Genomic DNA, 16274 nt, shown 5'->3' with positions numbered 1-16274 from the left:
CACAACAACGTTATGAATATCTGAAAAAGAAAACGTATAACCATTTTTATTCAACTGGTTATACGTTTAGTGCAATCCTTAACTTAATGACATTGAGTTGTATCTGCTATTTTTCCTACAAAACATGCAGTAGGAATGACTTTTGAAGATGGAAGTGAAGTATTATTCCATATTGGAATTGATACAGTCAATCTACAAGGAGAAGGATTTTCTACTTTTGTTAATAGCGGAGATAAAGTAAAGCAAGGAAGTAAATTAGTAGATTTTGATTTACCATTTCTTGAAAGTAAGTCAATTGATTCCACAGTGATGGTTGTATTCACAAAACACAAAGAAGTCTCAATCGAATCAAAAACGGTTCAAGCAAATGAGGCTTTGGATATTACATGTAAATAAAATGGGAAAGGGCGAAAGTCCTTTTCTTTTTTTAACACGATATCTATGGTAGAGTATACCTATGAAGATAAACAAAAAAAGATGTCGTTGGGTAAATCTCGACAATGAAAACTATGTAAAATATCATGATCATGTGTGGGGACGAGCAACACATGATGATAAAGAACTATTTGAAATGCTAGTACTTGAATCATTCCAAGCAGGTTTGTCTTGGGAATGCATTTTAAATAAACAACAATCATTTCAGGATGCTTTTGATCAATTTGATGTCATTGCTGTAAGTCATTATACACATGAGAAAGTAGAAAATCTTATGCAAGATGCATCCATTGTACGGAATCGACGAAAGATACTCGCAACTATTCAAAATGCAAAAGTGTTTCAAGATATTCAAAAAGAATACGGAACATTTGATGCATATGTTTGGAAGTTTACTGATGGTAAAACGATTTGTGAACCAGATCAAGGATCTTCTGATTTGTCTAAACAAATCTCGAAAGATCTAAAGAGAAGAGGAATGAATTTTGTGGGTGAAACCATTATCTATTCGTACTTGCAAGCAATTGGTGTCTTAGATTGTCATGAACCAGAGTGTTACTTATATCATAAATAAAGGAGGAAAGTTATCGCTTTCCTCCTTTATAATTTATAAGAGCTTTATCGAGAATAAACATCATTTCCTCTCGTAAATCCACAGGCTCAAGAATCTGACAATATTTTGCATACTGTAAAACCCAATACATAATTCCTTGTTTTGTGGATGTAATAGTGGCTTCAAAATCATGATTATCAAGTTTTTTTATTTTGATATTTGTGCCAAATGTATCGATTACATCATCAAGTATTGCTTCATCACAATGCAAACGAATGCTTAATTCATCTCCAGAATACATGTATATCTTATTGGCAACATAGTCATAGGGATTCACATCTTTCTTTCGATCAAATAAGGTTTGCTTCAAGTGCACATCTTGCATCTTATCGATTCGATAATGAGATAGTCCTTTATGATTTTCGTTATGACCAATCAAATAATATCGCTCATTATTGTATACAAGTTCATAAGGGCATAATTCATAACGCTTTTCACGACGAGCAACAAGCTTTTTATCGTAGTTGTATTTCGTGTATACAAAGCTAATTCTATTTCTTTGTTGAATTGCTTCAAGCAGTAATTCAATATTTAAAAAGAATTCACGATTATTTGATTTCTTGGTATTTGTTGTATATACACGTTCACGAAATGCTTTTGCTTGGTATTTACTTTGTGTTTTTAACAGTGCATCAATAAGATGTTTACTTTCGGAATCGGGAATAATAGCAGATGCGTGAATGGAATGACATATTAGATTGACTTCACTTGGTTCAAAGGTACGTTCAATAAGATAATATCCTTTTTTGTTTTGCTCATATGTCGAAATATCATAACCAAATTCTTGTAATAGTTGAATATTTGCATAGAGCGTTCTACGTTCTGCTTGTAAACCATAACGTACTTCAAGTAATTCCTGTAGCTGACTTCTAGTGAGTGGATGCTTATCATCACTATCGCTTCGTAAAATTTCTAGTATTGCTAAAGGGATTGATTTCTTTTGATCCATAGTAGTACCTCTTCTATGATATATCATAACATGTGTCACTTTTTTTGTACTAGAGAATTGATATGGTAACAATGTAAAACAAGAACTTTATTTAGTAAAATTGTTCATGTGTAAACCTATTGTAGGATATGGTAAAATAAAGGGATACAAAGGAGACGTTCTATGTACTTAAGTGATGATTTAATAAAAAGTGTTGTAAAAAAACCAGGGAATTTTAATTGGGCAAAACGACATCAAGGAGAAGATGATCTTTTTCTTGCATATGATGTTCTTCCAGGTGAGACTGGACAGGATATTCTTGCGACCGTGTTGTATCAAGGATATGAAAGTGATGTAAAGATTCGTTTGGATGCATTAGATCATATCGAAAGCCATTATTGTAACTGTCGTTTTCACTCACCAAGTTCAGGATGTGGACATGTAGGATTGGCATTATTTAAGTATCGTAATGAATATCAAACACCTGATCCAATTATCTCTTCATCTAAGGTTAGTACACCTCACCAACAAGTTAATAGCTTGAATGAAAAACGCGAAGCAATTATGCGTCAAAAAGAACTACGTAGAAAAGAAATACAAGCAAGTTATTACGTCCAAGAATCACTTGAGTTTCTCCAACAAATGCAGGAAAAAGAAAAAAACAGTTTGATCTCAACATATGATAATCATGTGTACCATTTAGAGTTCGAATTTGAACGTCAAGAAAATTACTACTATTATCGCTATACAAATAATTATATGTTAAGTGCAAAAATTGGTTATGAAAAAATGTATGTACTAAAAAGCTTTCAACAATTCATTCGTAACTTGCATGAAGAGAACTATGTAAAATATGGAAAATTTCTAGCGTTTACACATCATATACATTCATTTGACGAAGCAAGTCAACAAGCCATCGAGTTTATAGAACGTTTTATAAAAGACTCAACATATGCAAATGATGATCGCTATTTAGCAATTGATGAGAAGAACATTGATGCATTTTTTGATACATTTCAAGAACTCTCTCAACTTATCAACATTCAATTTGCTGAGGAAGATTTCATCGTAGATGTTGATGTATTAGCACTAGGTGAATACTATTTACTTTCACTTCAAGATGGCAATATTCATGACTATATGGAAGGTAGTCAACACTACTATCAATTTGAAAAACAAGTACTCAAACGACTTGTTGTGCGTGATGATAAAATGGTACACGAGTTTATTAAGAAAATTATGTATGACCAGTTTTATATACATAAAGATGACTTACAAAATACTATCAGTTATTTACTAAGTGTATTTGAAAATACAGTTGTATTTCATGGTGTCGATATCGATCAAAGCTATGAAGACCGAATTTCTTTATATGCTGATATCCAAGATGAAAATTTAATTGTTAAAGTATTATTAAACTGGGAAGATGGATATGCAAAAAGCTTGTTCGAACAAGATAATCGTGCGATCTCTCACAATGCAAATAATCTAAAGTTTGTACTAGAGTCATATGGTTTTAAGAAACAAGAAGGATTGAAAGAGGTTATAAAAAGTTTTCATGACCAAGATGCGATCTTCTTTATCGAACAAGTCTTACCTAGTTTAAAAGACTATGCAGAAGTGTTTGTAAGTGATGCAATTAAGAACTTTGATAAGACAAAGTCAGTCGGTATACAAGTTGGTGTTCGTATCGAGAATAATTTATTATCTATCGATTTAGATAGTATCAACTGTAAACCAGACGAGTTAAAAGATATTTTGAAAGCATATCGGAAAAAGCGAAAATTTCATCGTTTAAAAAATGGGGAGATTATTTCTTTAGAAGGAGAAAGTATTGCAGAATTTGATCAAATGATGGAAGACATGCATATGGATGTACGCGATATTGATACAACGATGCAAGTGCCTGTTCATTACGCATTCCAAATGGATGATGCAATTCATAACTTTAAGCAAATCACGGGAAAGGAAGAACAAAGTTTTCAAGATTTCTTACATTCATTTGATGATATCGATGCTAGTAAATTACAAATTCATCCAAAGTATGAAAAATTATTAAAAGATTATCAAAAACACGGAGTACGATGGATGATGTTATTAAGTATGTATGGACTTGGCGGAATACTAGCTGATGATATGGGGTTAGGAAAAACAATCCAAGCGATTGCTTTGCTTGAGACAAATCACGAGGCTGGAAAGACAAGTATCATTGTGACACCTGCTTCCTTAATGCTTAACTGGCAAGATGAACTTGAAAAGTTTGATTCATCATTATCGTATTTGTGTATTTATGGAGATATGCAGACAAGAAAAGAAATGATCGAGACAATTGATTCCTATGATGTAATTATCACAACATACGATTATTTAAAACGTGACATTGAAGCTTATGAACAAAAGCAATTTGATTATGTAATTATTGATGAAGCACAGTATATTAAAAACCAAACAACAAAAGCCGCAAAAAGTGTAAAGCGACTCAAAAGTCGAGTGCGATTTGCTTTAACTGGAACACCAATTGAAAATAGTTTAGCTGAGTTGTGGAGTATTTTTGACTACTTAATGCCTACATATTTATATAATTATCGATATTTCAAGGCAAACTATGAAAGTCCTATTGTTTTAGAAAATGACGAGAAAAAGCAAGCAATTTTAAAACGTAGAATTGAACCGTTCTTATTACGTCGAAGAAAAGAGGAAGTTTTAAAAGAACTACCAAGTAAAATTGAAAAGAATCTACGCTTTAATTTTGATGTGGAAGAAGAAAAATTATATGTGGCAAAACTGTCACAAGTAAATGATGACTTACAAGCTTTCGCACAAAGTGAAGATAATCACCAAATTGAGATTCTAAAATTACTTATGCAATTACGTCAAATTTGTTGCGAACCACGTATGTTATTTGATAACATTGACCATGCTTCTAGTAAACTTAGAGGATGTATGGAAATTGTAGAATCACTAAAAGAAAGTAAGCAAAAAGTACTTATTTTCTCATCATTTACAACGATCTTAGACTTTATTGCAGAAGAGCTTAATATGAGAAACTTTACATATTTGAAACTTACCGGGGAAGTAAATAAAACGAAGCGTAAAGAGTTAGTTAAAAAGTTCCAAGCTGGTGAAGCTGATGTATTCTTGATTTCCTTAAAGGCTGGTGGTGTGGGATTAAACTTAACCAATGCACAAGCAGTCATTCATTATGATCCATGGTGGAATTTATCTGCACAAAATCAAGCAACAGATAGAGCACACCGTATAGGTCAAGAACATGAAGTAACAGTCTTTAATTTAATTATGAAAAATTCGATTGAAGAGCGAATTTTAGAACTTCAAGCGAAAAAGAAAGAGATCGCTGATACATTTGTTGAAAATTCAGAGGGAAGTATTACAAAAATGTCTGCTTCAGATATAATGGAGTTATTAAAGCGAGACAATACATAACGAACTTAAAAAGGAAGATTTTAGTTATCTTCCTTTTTAAGTTCATCAAATTTTGCTTTCATCGTTGGATTTCCATGCGTTAGCTTTTTGACAGTTAAGTCATTTGCTTTGTTATTTGCTAGACGTAAGTTGTTTTCGGAAGAAAGTAGAGCATCCTTTGTTTTCTCCAGTTGCTTAATGGTTTTATCAATTCCATCAATGGCATCTTTAAAACGTTTACTTGCGCGTTCATAGTTCTTACCGAAGGCATCCTTAAACGCATCTAATTCACTTTCAAAGTTGGTAATATCGATATTTTGTGCACGCATTTGTGCAACTTCCTGTTTGTAGGTAAGTGTGTTAAGTGCAGCATTGCGTAATAAACCGATCAGTGGAATAAAAAACTGCGGACGAATGACATACATCTTTGGATACTCATAAGACATATCCACGATTCCGTTGTTGTAAAAGTCATTATCCATTTCTAACATTGAGACAAGTACAGCATACTCACAATTCTTTTTGGTACGATCGCTATCTAATTTTTTTAGGTGATCCGTATTTTTCTTTTTTGTTGTAGTTTGATCTGCTTCATTTTTCATTTCAAACATAATCGAAATAACCTCATTACCCATATCATCAAACTCACGATAGATGTAATCACCTTTCGTACCTTCAACAGCTAAATTATCTTTACCAAACTGTGCATTTGGAAAGGCTGTCGCACGAATTTTATTGAATTCATTTTCACAATATTGTTCAAGTGATTCTCCAATCATTTTAGTAGATTGACGTGCTTTGAAGTCCTTATAGGTTTCAACTTCTTCTTGTTTCAAGCGCAGTTGTAACTCATAGGTCTCTTTTAATGTTTGTTTTTCTAATTCACTTTCACGTTCTTTCAAAGCAACTTCATGTTGTACTTTTTCTAGTTTGTTTTGGTTTTCTAATTCTAAAGCATGAAGTTTATTTTTAAGTTTCAACAATTCTTTGTCTTTATCAGAAAGAGCATCTTTAATTGCATATTCTTTTTCTTTATCAAGAGCTTCACTTTTTGCTTGTAGTTCAGATATTTTTGCTTGTTGATTTGCAATTTGTTCTTGCATTTCTCGTTGCACTTTATGAACAGCAAGCTCCTTTTCTTGTGCGCTTGCATCAATTTTAGCCTGCAAATCTAGTAACTCTTGCTCTTTCTTTGAAAGTTCTTGACGTAATGTACCTTTTGCTTTTTCGTTTGCTAAATCCAAATCTTGTTGATGTTGTTTTTCTAATTGTTCGAGTTTTTCATGTAACTCTTGAGTAAATTCTTTATCTTTTACTTGTTTGAGTATATCGGCGTATCCAGCATCATCTAAAGCAAAGGTTTTGTGACAATGTGGACATTGTATGTTATGCATATCTATACCTCCTTAATTGATTGTATTATACCATTAATCGTGTCTGTTTATTTGTACAGACTTCAAAAGAATTGTGAAAATGTATATATAGTTTTAGGATGCATGACATGCATGACTTAATAAAAATTCGTGCATGTAAAAAAGGGGATGGCAATGTAACCTATTTTTGATACAATAATAGACAAGAAAAGATTGGGGATGAAATTATGAATGGAGTGTCAAAAAGCGAGTCCACGTCCATGACTGAAGGACCCATTTGGCAAAAAATCGCATTCTTTGCGATGCCATTGTTTTTAGGGAATACATTTCAACAATTATATAATGCGGCAGATTCCTTGATTGTAGGTAACTTTTTAGGTTCAAGTGCACTTGCTGCTGTTAGTTCGTCAGGAAATTTAATATTTCTAATGGTTGGTTTCTTTAATGGAATTGCGATGGGAGCAGGGGTTGTGATTGCACGCTTCTTTGGGGCAAAAGACTATGATAGTATGTCTAGATCAATTCATACAACAATTGCTTTTGGTTTAGTAGCAGGTGTGTTATTAACGATATTAGGAACATGGTTAGCTCCAATAATGTTGGATTTGATGGGAACACCAGAGAAAGTTATGCCACAGAGTATTGAATATTTTAGGATATATTTTATTGGTTCTCTAGGGTTAGTCATGTACAATATTTTTGTTGGGATATTGCAAGCGATAGGGGATAGTAAACATCCACTATACTACTTAATTATTTCTTCATTAATCAATGTTGTACTTGATTTATTTTTTATCGCTGTGTTAGGTATGGGTGTTGGTAGTGCCGCTATAGCTACAATCATCGCACAATTTGTTAGTGCTTTATTATGTTTACATCGTCTAACCAAAACAGATGATGTATATAAAGTAAATTTGCGTGAAGTACGTTTTCATAAAGAAGAGTTTAAATTAATTATTGATTATGGATTACCTTCAGGATTCCAAAATTCGATTATAGCGATTGCGAATGTAGTTGTCCAAAGTAATATTAATTTCTTTGGTGAAAATGCAATGGCAGGATGTGGAGCATTCTCGAGAATTGAAGGATTTGCTTTCTTACCAATTTCTAGTTTTACAATGGCTTTAACAACTTTTGTTGGTCAAAACCTAGGTGCTGAAAATTATGAACGAACCAAAAAAGGTGCAAAGTTTGGCATGATATGTTCAGTCATACTAGCAGAAATTATTGGGATATTGGTGTTTATCTTTGCACCAATGCTAATTGCATTATTCAATAATGAGCCTGAAGTAGTGGCTTTTGGTACAGATCGAGCACGAACAGCAAGTTTGTTTTTTTGCTTGCTAGCGTATTCGCATTGTATATCTGCTATTTTAAGGGGAGCAGGAAAGAGTTTTGTGCCAATGATCGTGATGATGATTTGCTGGTGCTTAATCCGTGTAAGTTTTCTAACGATAATGGGATACTTCTTTGAAAGTATTATTAGTGTATACTGGGTGTATCCACTAACGTGGGGACTAAGTAGTCTTTGTTTCTTTGTATACTATCACAAAGTTGATTGGATGCATGGATTTAAAAAAGAAGCATAGTGTGTTTTGAGTAAAGAACTTCCAACCGTAGATATTCGTGCTATACTAAAAATAGTAGAAGGATATGATCGTTAAAAGGGGGTATATTTATGCAAATTTCAAAAGACGATTTATTCAGAGCGTTTTGTGATATCGATGATGTAGACGGAATGTACTACAATACAGATGATCAAACAATTATGGTGGATGATGGAGATGGTCTCTTTTATGATGACGAAGTATATACAGTTGAAGATTTTGTCAGTCAATATGGAGATATTTTAATTCCACTTCCAAGTGCAAGAGAGATGAATGAAGCGAGTGTTGCGCGTGCTTTCATTAAACAAGAGCATGATGAGGCAAACCGACAAATGCTAGTTGATGCCTATAATAATGGTGGACTAACTGGTTTTTTAGGAAAATTAAACGAATACAAAATGCAAAAGTTATATCTTGAATTCAAGCAACAAATCCAAAGAGATGAAGCCTTAGAGTGGGCAAAAGATAATGATATCGATGTGGTGTAAAAGAAAGTCAGGCATATTGAATGCTTGATTTTTTTGTACATTTCTTTGATTTGTATATATGCGTCATACCATGTAAAATAAAATAAGAGGGGTTTAACATATGAATGAAAAAACAGGGGTTAATCAAAATAAGATTATTGAAGATGCAATTCGCATGTATGATGCGGGGTTAGTTGTACTTCAAGAAAAAGAAGAAGACACATATAAGTTTATTGTCGATGGGCAAAATGTAGTCGTAAATAGCTTTACAGAAGAAATCTTACATTGTGATTGTGGAGCATGTACACCATATGCAGATTGCGTACATGCAATTGCTGCATTACTTTGGATTGGTGATCAGGAAAACGACGAACTTGATAATTTAGAAGTGGATTATGACATTATTGAACTCGTGGAAAGTACCGATTATGAATTTGTAAAACAGTTTGCATGTGCTGTATTGCACGATAATCCAAGTCTAGTAGAAATGTTTAAAGCGATACGTGATGAACGAGATGAATTGCTTGATGAAATAGAGAACACAAGTTTCATGAATACATTAGATCTGTTATTTAAACGTTACCGTAATAGTGATGATACATACTATAATGTTGATGGATTGCTCGATGATTTAGATGCAATTGTCGACGAAGAAGCAAAAAGTTTAATCGAAGATGAACAAATGTCATCAGTACTAGATATGGCAAGAATCGTTCACATGTTTTTGGTAAGCATTGATGAAGCATATATGGAACGTGTTGGCATGTCTTATGATCATTTGTTAGGATATGTAGGTAAGTTTTCACGTAAACTACCAGCTAGAGAAAAAGATGATGTGTTTACAGCACTGAAGGAAATCGTTGTTGAGTATGGATTTGGTACATATACTTATGTAGCAGAAGATGTATTTATCGAAGAGTTCTCAGACGTCAAATACTTAAAAGAAAAGATTGATGTTTGTTTTGAAAAAATACATGAGAGTGCTATGCTTGATGATAAAGATATGAATGATATGTTATATTCACGATGGATGAGTAATATCGTTGGATTATACTTGCAAGCAGGATATGGTTTAGAAGATATCCAAGAAAAAGTAAAAGATGAGTATAATAACACAATGACAAGAGCGATTCTCATCGAGGCTGGAAAAAAGACAAAGGCATATCCATTTGTAAAACAAGTGCTAATGGATTCAATTACATTGGATCAACAACATAGTTATCTTGTGAAGAAATACGAAAAAGAATTAGAACGAATTAATAAATTAAATGGAACACAGTTAAATTAGAATAGGAGAGTAAGTTATGGATCATGAAGCAAATATTCATGAAGTATTGCAACTTGATGGATATGATATCTTTCAAGGGAAAAGCGCATTACTTACAGCAGGAGGAAAAGATCATTTCAATATGATGACGATTGGTTGGGGAACTGTTGGAATCATATGGAATAAAAAAGTGGCAACAACCTATGTTCGAAGAAATCGATTTACATATAATTTTATATTGGCGAATGATTTTTTCACTATAAGTATGTTTGATGAACGTTATGAGAAAGATTTATTATATCTAGGTCAAACTTCGGGTAAAGATGGAAATAAACTTGCAAACACTTCATTGCATGCATATGAATATAAGGATGGTATCATGGCTTACAAAGAAGCAGACATCACACTTGTTTGTCGTAAGTTACATGTGCAAGACTTATCCATAGTAAATCATGAAATTCATAATCAATTCTATACAGTTGAACCTGTACATACAGAGATCATGGGTGAAGTGATTGCTGTTATTGATAATCGAAGTAAGGATAAAGCAAATAAATAGTTTGCTTTTCGACAAATTACAGTCTTGGTACTTGTAATTTATAATTAAGGTGATATAATCACATCAACAATCAAATATTTTGATAGAGGTTGCAAATCTTTAGAATCTATAAGTAGAAGACATTCAGTGACTTATAGAAGGCGAAAATTTGCCGAATATTATGTGTAGGTATATACATAATATGGGGGTATGGCGAAGAACCATATCACTGTTTACGTTATGTAAGAGCGCTATCTACTTTTCATTTTCTATGTCAGTAGGCTTGTGCTTTTGCTGGCATTTTTTAGTTGGAGGATATAGAATGAAAAAATTACGATTGGGCTTTCTTTGCTTATTTGTGCTTGCAATGCTAGTAGGATGTCAAGAACAGAAAGCACGAGTAAACGATGAACATACATTTGTTGTTGGAATGGAGTGTAACTATACACCATTTAACTGGCAAACAATGGACGCTACTGATACTTCTGTATCAATTGGTGGTGCGGGATATTGTGATGGGTATGATGTAATGATTGCCCAAAATATTGCTGATAAGCTAGGTCAGGAAATTGAAATTAAAAAACTTTCATGGGAAGGGTTGCTACCTGCATTAGAGTCTGGTGAAATTGATGCAATTATTGCGGGTATGACAGCAGATGAAACTAGAGAAAAAGGAATTGATTTTACAACACCATACTATGAATCAGAAATGGTAATGATTACTCGTGCTGATGGGGAAGAAGCTAGTTATGATGATATTCAACAATTTGGTGGAAAGAACATCATTGGTCAAAAAAGCACAAACTACGATACCGTCATTGATCAAATAGAAAACGTACAACATGCTACACCAAAAGCGACATATCCTGAGATGGTTGTTGCTTTGCAAAAACATGAAGTGGATGGAATTACAGCAGAACTTCCAGTTGCGCAAGGAGTAGTGGCATCAAATCCGGATTTAACGATTGTGCACTTTGCAGAAGATAAAGGATTTGATATTGATACAAGTGTTTCCATTGGACTAAAAGAAGGAAGTCGTGGAACAGAGTTTTATGAAAAAGTTCAAAAGGCTCTCGATGAAATTAGTGATGAACAGCGTGTTGGATACATGGAATCCGCACGTAAAAATCAACCAGAAACAGGTGAACCAACAGATGGTGTTGCTGTTAAAGACCAAGGGTTCTTCGCGAAAGTAACAAATATCGCAAAAGAGTATTGGCCATTATTTGCTTATGGTGTACAAATAACGTTGATTTTAGCCTTTGTAGGTACTTTATTTGGATTACTTATTGGACTACTACTTGGAACATTACGTAGCTTTACAGTTGAAGAAAGTGATTCCTTGCCTGTAAAAATATGTAAAAAGATTAGTCATGCATTTGTTGGATTCTATGTTTGGGTGCTTCGTGGTACGCCAATGATGGTTCAAGCATTCTTCCTATACTATTTACTAAAACCAATCCTACAATGGACACCATTAACAGCTGGTATGATTATTATTTCTGTAAATACAGGAGCATACATGGCAGAAATCATTCGTTCAGGGATTCAATCAATTGATAAAGGACAAACAGAAGGTGCACGTAGTATTGGAATGACAAATCTACAAACAATGATGTTTATCATTTTACCGCAAGCGATTAAAAATCAATTACCTTCAATTGGAAATCAATTAATTGTAAATATTAAAGATAGTAGTATGTTAAATGTAATTGGGGTCGTTGATTTATACTTCCAATCAACAAGTGTTGCTGGTTCAGTATATCAATTCTCAGAAACATTCTTTGTTACTAGTTTGGTCTACTTATTCCTTACAACGATTGCTACGGTGATTTTAAATCTAATTGAAAAACGTATGGGACATCCAAAAACGTTAGAAAGAGGAGTGTAATATGGATACTACAATTATTAAGGTTGAACATTTAAAGAAATCGTTTGGTAAACAAGAAGTCTTAAAAGATGTAAATTTCCATATTGATAAAGGGGAAGTCATCAGTATTCTTGGATCCAGTGGAAGTGGGAAAAGTACACTACTTCGTTGTATTAACTTACTAGAAAACCCTGATGGAGGATGTATTTACTTCCATGATAAAGATGTGAAAAGTCTAGAGTTAAACCAATATCGTTCAAAAGTTGGGATGGTATTTCAGAGTTTTAACTTATTCGATAACATGAATGTTTTAGAAAACTGTATGATTGGACAAATCAAGGTTTTAAAAAGAAACAAACAAGAAGCGAAAGAAAAAGCGATGTTGTATTTAGAAAAAGTTGGTATGAGTGACTTTGCTTCTAAGCCTAGTACGCAACTATCTGGAGGACAGAAACAACGTGTCGCAATCGCTCGTGCATTATGTATGGATCCAGAAGTATTGCTGTTTGATGAACCAACCAGTGCACTTGACCCAGAAATGGTAGAAGAAGTACTAAAGGTTATTCAAGACCTAGCAAAGGAAGGTCTAACAATGGCAATTGTTACACACGAAATGCAGTTTGCTAAAGATGTAAGTAAACGAATCATCTTTATGGATCAAGGAGTCATCGTAGAAGAAGGAACTCCTGAGGAAGTGTTTGAACATACAAAACATGATCGAACAAAAGCATTTTTACATCGATTTAAACAATAATAGAAATTAGATTTAATTAAAAGATTTGAAAGAGTGAAGCTCATGCTTATGTGTGGGCTTTTTTTATGTTTATGCTTATAATAAATAGAGATAGGAGAAGTGAATGAAAAAGAAATTAACATTGTTTGGCTTTTTTACTTTGACCGCATCCATGTTGATGTCTGCAGATGAATATCCAGCTTTTGCCCAATCTGGAATGGTTGCTGTTATTTTTCTAGTAGCGGCAGCTTTTGTTTGGTTCTTGCCTGTTGCATTATGTTCTGCGGAAATGGCGACCATCGATGGCTGGGAAGAAGGTGGGGTTTTTACTTGGATTAAAAATGCATTAAATGAAAGAATGGGATTTGTTGCTGTATGCATGCAGTGGCTTCAAAATACCATCAACTTTATTACGATGCTTTACTTTATTATTGGAGCATTATCATTTGCCTTAGACATGCCTGTTTTAAATACGAATCCAGTATTAAAATATATAATATTCTTACTGATATTTTGGGTGTTAACATTTTCTCAACTTGGGGGAATTTCAAAAACAGATGTCATTGTTAAAGTTTGTTTTATCGGAGGAATTATTATTCCTTCAGTTATATTTTTAGTTCTAGCAGTTACATACTTGGTACAAGGGCATCCATCACAAATCGATTTGTCGCTAGTTACGAGCATTGAAAATATTGAACATTCATTTTCAATTAGTAGCTTTGTGCCATTTATTTTAGCTTTTGCTGGAATTGAAGCTAGTGCAAGTTATGCAAGCAATATGAAAAATCCAAAACGCGATTATCCAATTGCGATTCTAGCATTAGTTTTCTTTGCAGTTGCTCTAGATGCGTTAGGAGGATTAGCTGTAGGTATTGTTGTACCTGCAAGTGAATTATCCTTAAATAGTGGAGTATTACAGGCAATTCAAATTGCAGTAGAGCAAGTGATTCCAAGTTTGTCATTTTTGATACGAATTATTGCATTATTGCTAGTTCTAGGAATGGTTGGAGAAGTTAGCTCGTGGGTCGTTGGACCTGTTCGAACATTGTATGCTGTTGCGCAAGACCAACTATTGCCTCCATATTTTAAAAAGGTTAATAAAAATGGAGTACCGGTTCGACTTGTAATGCTGCAAGGAGGAATTGTAAGTGTTGTAGGTGCAATTCTTACATTACTGTTTGGTGGAAATAATGGTGCATTTAAAATTGCCATGTCATTAACTGTTATGATGTATATGGTGACATACATTTTGTTGTTTGTAAGTTACTTGCGTATTATCTTTACCAAAAGAGGAGTACATCGTGACTTTCAAATTCATGGTGGCAAATATATGAAATTGCTAGTTGGTGGTGTTGGTTTAGCATCAACAATTGTTGTATTTATTGCTACTTTCGTACCAAGTGCTGATGTGCTTGCCTTAATGAGTGCGAAACAATATGTCATGATCACTACTGGAATGTTTCTTGTTGTGTTAAGTTTGGTTCTTATTTCGTATCAACACGAAAGCAAACGTGTTGCAAATACGAAGAAAATGACGCGAAAGTTAAAACATTATGAAATAAATAAATGGATCTTTCCAAAAGCGAGAAGTATTCATCACGTCAAAAAAATCTAGTCGATGAGAACTAGATTTTTTTTACAAATTCACTTTTTAGCTTCATGATACCAAAACCATCAATGCGACATTCAATGTTGTGTCCATCATTAGCATCGATTAAACGAATGTTTTTTGCTTTGGTTCCCACTTTTAATGCTGAGGAACTTCCTTTTACTTTTAAGTCTTTAATAATACTGATAGAATCACCAGCTTGCAGTATGTTTCCATTTGCATCTTTGACTTCGTTTTGACTTGCTAGCAGGTCGGTATCAGTTTGTGTCCATTCATTGCCACACATTGGGCAAACAAACAGTCCACGGTCCTCATACGTGTAATTCTCATTACAGTTAGGACATGCAGGTATATCGGCCATGTTTTTTCTCCTTTTATCGTTGAAAGTATATCATATAAATAAGGAAACACCTATATATAAACGACTATTTCTTTAGTATGTTATATGTTTACATATATGATAACTTGTTTAAAAAGATATGTTTCATCGCTAGCTTGCTATGGTACACTTCTTCTTGTATGAAATTCGGGAGGAACTATGTTTAACGATGGAATTGAAGCAGTAAGCAAAACTGCAAAAAAGAAAGCGAAACTATTATCCGTAAATCCAGCTGGATACATGGTGTCAAGTATGATTGCAGGAATGTTTGTTGGGTTTGCTGTTTTATTATCTTATACAGTTGGTGGACAACTTGCAGGTTCTGCTTTTACTAAACCAATGATGGGTGCATCCTTTGGAATTGCACTAAGCTTAGTAACAATGGCGGGTGGTGAACTATTTACTGGAAATGTGTTAGCGATGGTGATTGGGTGGATACAAAAAACTGTCACAACAAAACAAGTGATTAAAGTGCTCGTAGCTAGTTTCATTGGTAATTGGATTGGTTCAATTATTCTTGCATTCTTATTTGTTGGTACTGGATTAGATACTGGACCGGTTGGTGAATTCATGGCACATGGGGCGATGGATAAAATGCATGGTTCTGCTGTTGAATTACTTTGTAAGGCAATTTTATGTAATACGCTTGTATGTCTAGGTATGTGGTGTTACTACAAGATGAAAAGTGAAAGTGGTAAACTAATTATGTTGTTTTGGTGTTTATATGCCTTTATAACAATGGGTTTTCAACACTGTGTAGCTAATATGACACTGCTAAGTGTATCTTTAATTCATCCTGTTGACGTTCTTGTAAATATCGAAGGATACTTTTATAACATTGGAATTGTAACGATTGGAAATATAATAGGAGCAATTGTATTTGTGGCTTTACCATATTCATTAATTGCGATGAGAAACATTGAAAGTGAGTAAATATGCCAATGTCATTAAGTTAAGGATTGCACTAAACGTATAACCAGTTGAATAAAAATGGTTATACGTTTTCTTTTTCAGATATTCATAACGTTGTTG

General features: G+C 33.6%; 14 protein-coding genes and 1 pseudogene. 12 read left to right on the top strand and 3 right to left on the bottom strand.

The genetic code is table 11. The features are described from left to right. Positions 1–108 precede the first annotated feature (108 nt). Entirely contained in the window at positions 109–396 is a 288-nt protein-coding gene (locus M2098_RS10655; protein WP_280684320.1) for a PTS glucose transporter subunit IIA, read from the top strand. Positions 397–457: 61 nt separating this feature from the next. Further along, complete coding sequence (locus M2098_RS10650; RefSeq protein ID WP_280684301.1) at positions 458–1009, top strand: DNA-3-methyladenine glycosylase I; 552 nt, start codon at positions 458–460, stop codon at positions 1007–1009. A gap of 10 nt (positions 1010–1019) precedes the next feature. On the opposite strand, the gene M2098_RS10645 is transcribed toward M2098_RS10650, so the two are convergent. Further along, positions 1020–1997: a WYL domain-containing protein gene (locus M2098_RS10645; protein WP_280684302.1), complete on the bottom strand. Its 978-nt coding sequence runs from the start codon at positions 1995–1997 to the stop codon at positions 1020–1022. A gap of 162 nt (positions 1998–2159) precedes the next feature. Between M2098_RS10645 and M2098_RS10640 the strand changes: the two genes are divergently transcribed. Then, positions 2160–5420 carry an SNF2-related protein gene (locus tag M2098_RS10640; RefSeq protein WP_280684304.1) on the top strand — a complete coding sequence of 1087 codons (3261 nt, stop codon included), beginning with the start codon at positions 2160–2162 and terminating at the stop codon, positions 5418–5420. 20 nt (positions 5421–5440) lie between these two features. On the opposite strand, the gene M2098_RS10635 is transcribed toward M2098_RS10640, so the two are convergent. Next, on the bottom strand, positions 5441–6793 hold the full coding sequence (locus M2098_RS10635) for a DUF2130 domain-containing protein (RefSeq protein ID WP_280684306.1): 1353 nt from the start codon (positions 6791–6793) through the stop codon (positions 5441–5443). Positions 6794–7008: 215 nt separating this feature from the next. Here M2098_RS10635 and M2098_RS10630 point away from each other — a divergent pair, with 215 nt between their 5' ends. The 8 genes and pseudogenes from M2098_RS10630 (at position 7009) to M2098_RS10595 (ending at position 14869) form a co-directional block, all read left to right on the top strand. Further along, positions 7009–8361: an MATE family efflux transporter gene (locus M2098_RS10630; RefSeq protein ID WP_280684322.1), complete on the top strand. Its 1353-nt coding sequence runs from the start codon at positions 7009–7011 to the stop codon at positions 8359–8361. An 89-nt stretch (positions 8362–8450) separates the two neighbouring features. Then, the gene (locus tag M2098_RS10625; protein ID WP_280684308.1) at positions 8451–8867 is read left to right on the top strand and encodes a hypothetical protein; all 417 of its coding nucleotides are present in this window, start codon (positions 8451–8453) and stop codon (positions 8865–8867) included. 100 nt (positions 8868–8967) lie between these two features. Continuing rightward, entirely contained in the window at positions 8968–10134 is a 1167-nt protein-coding gene (locus M2098_RS10620) for a hypothetical protein (RefSeq protein ID WP_280684310.1), read from the top strand. A gap of 16 nt (positions 10135–10150) precedes the next feature. After that, on the top strand, positions 10151–10672 hold the full coding sequence (locus M2098_RS10615) for a flavin reductase (protein ID WP_280684312.1): 522 nt from the start codon (positions 10151–10153) through the stop codon (positions 10670–10672). A 346-nt stretch (positions 10673–11018) separates the two neighbouring features. Further along, a pseudogene (locus M2098_RS10610) lies at positions 11019–11789 on the top strand (transporter substrate-binding domain-containing protein); the annotation flags it as partial. Positions 11790–11852: 63 nt separating this feature from the next. Next, positions 11853–12542 carry an amino acid ABC transporter permease gene (locus M2098_RS10605; RefSeq protein WP_280684324.1) on the top strand — a complete coding sequence of 230 codons (690 nt, stop codon included), beginning with the start codon at positions 11853–11855 and terminating at the stop codon, positions 12540–12542. Position 12543: 1 nt separating this feature from the next. Next, on the top strand, positions 12544–13275 hold the full coding sequence (locus M2098_RS10600) for an amino acid ABC transporter ATP-binding protein (RefSeq protein ID WP_134171214.1): 732 nt from the start codon (positions 12544–12546) through the stop codon (positions 13273–13275). Positions 13276–13378: 103 nt separating this feature from the next. Continuing rightward, entirely contained in the window at positions 13379–14869 is a 1491-nt protein-coding gene (locus tag M2098_RS10595; protein ID WP_280684315.1) for an amino acid permease, read from the top strand. 10 nt (positions 14870–14879) lie between these two features. On the opposite strand, the gene M2098_RS10590 is transcribed toward M2098_RS10595, so the two are convergent. Further along, complete coding sequence (locus M2098_RS10590; protein WP_134171218.1) at positions 14880–15224, bottom strand: zinc ribbon domain-containing protein YjdM; 345 nt, start codon at positions 15222–15224, stop codon at positions 14880–14882. 177 nt (positions 15225–15401) lie between these two features. Between M2098_RS10590 and M2098_RS10585 the strand changes: the two genes are divergently transcribed. Continuing rightward, the gene (locus M2098_RS10585; protein ID WP_280684318.1) at positions 15402–16175 is read left to right on the top strand and encodes a formate/nitrite transporter family protein; all 774 of its coding nucleotides are present in this window, start codon (positions 15402–15404) and stop codon (positions 16173–16175) included. Positions 16176–16274: the final 99 nt, after the last annotated feature.

The organism is Breznakia sp. PFB1-19 (assembly GCF_029893935.1).
Taxonomy (GTDB): Bacteria; Bacillota_I; Bacilli_A; order Erysipelotrichales; family Erysipelotrichaceae; genus Breznakia; species Breznakia blatticola.
This window is presented reverse-complemented; position numbering and strand designations above follow the sequence as displayed.

What these genes read in the sequence shown, in the direction of transcription:
- M2098_RS10620 (WP_280684310.1), top strand. Translation starts at nt 8,968, where the DNA reads ATGAATGAAAAAACAGGGGTTAATCAAAATAAGATTATTGAAGATGCA.
- M2098_RS10650 (WP_280684301.1), top strand. Translation starts at nt 458, where the DNA reads ATGAAGATAAACAAAAAAAGATGTCGTTGGGTAAATCTCGACAATGAA.
- M2098_RS10585 (WP_280684318.1), top strand. Translation starts at nt 15,402, where the DNA reads ATGTTTAACGATGGAATTGAAGCAGTAAGCAAAACTGCAAAAAAGAAA.
- M2098_RS10590 (WP_134171218.1), bottom strand. Translation starts at nt 15,224, where the DNA reads ATGGCCGATATACCTGCATGTCCTAACTGTAATGAGAATTACACGTAT.
- M2098_RS10595 (WP_280684315.1), top strand. Translation starts at nt 13,379, where the DNA reads ATGAAAAAGAAATTAACATTGTTTGGCTTTTTTACTTTGACCGCATCC.
- M2098_RS10625 (WP_280684308.1), top strand. Translation starts at nt 8,451, where the DNA reads ATGCAAATTTCAAAAGACGATTTATTCAGAGCGTTTTGTGATATCGAT.
- M2098_RS10640 (WP_280684304.1), top strand. Translation starts at nt 2,160, where the DNA reads ATGTACTTAAGTGATGATTTAATAAAAAGTGTTGTAAAAAAACCAGGG.
- M2098_RS10600 (WP_134171214.1), top strand. Translation starts at nt 12,544, where the DNA reads ATGGATACTACAATTATTAAGGTTGAACATTTAAAGAAATCGTTTGGT.
- M2098_RS10645 (WP_280684302.1), bottom strand. Translation starts at nt 1,997, where the DNA reads ATGGATCAAAAGAAATCAATCCCTTTAGCAATACTAGAAATTTTACGA.
- M2098_RS10635 (WP_280684306.1), bottom strand. Translation starts at nt 6,793, where the DNA reads ATGCATAACATACAATGTCCACATTGTCACAAAACCTTTGCTTTAGAT.
- M2098_RS10615 (WP_280684312.1), top strand. Translation starts at nt 10,151, where the DNA reads ATGGATCATGAAGCAAATATTCATGAAGTATTGCAACTTGATGGATAT.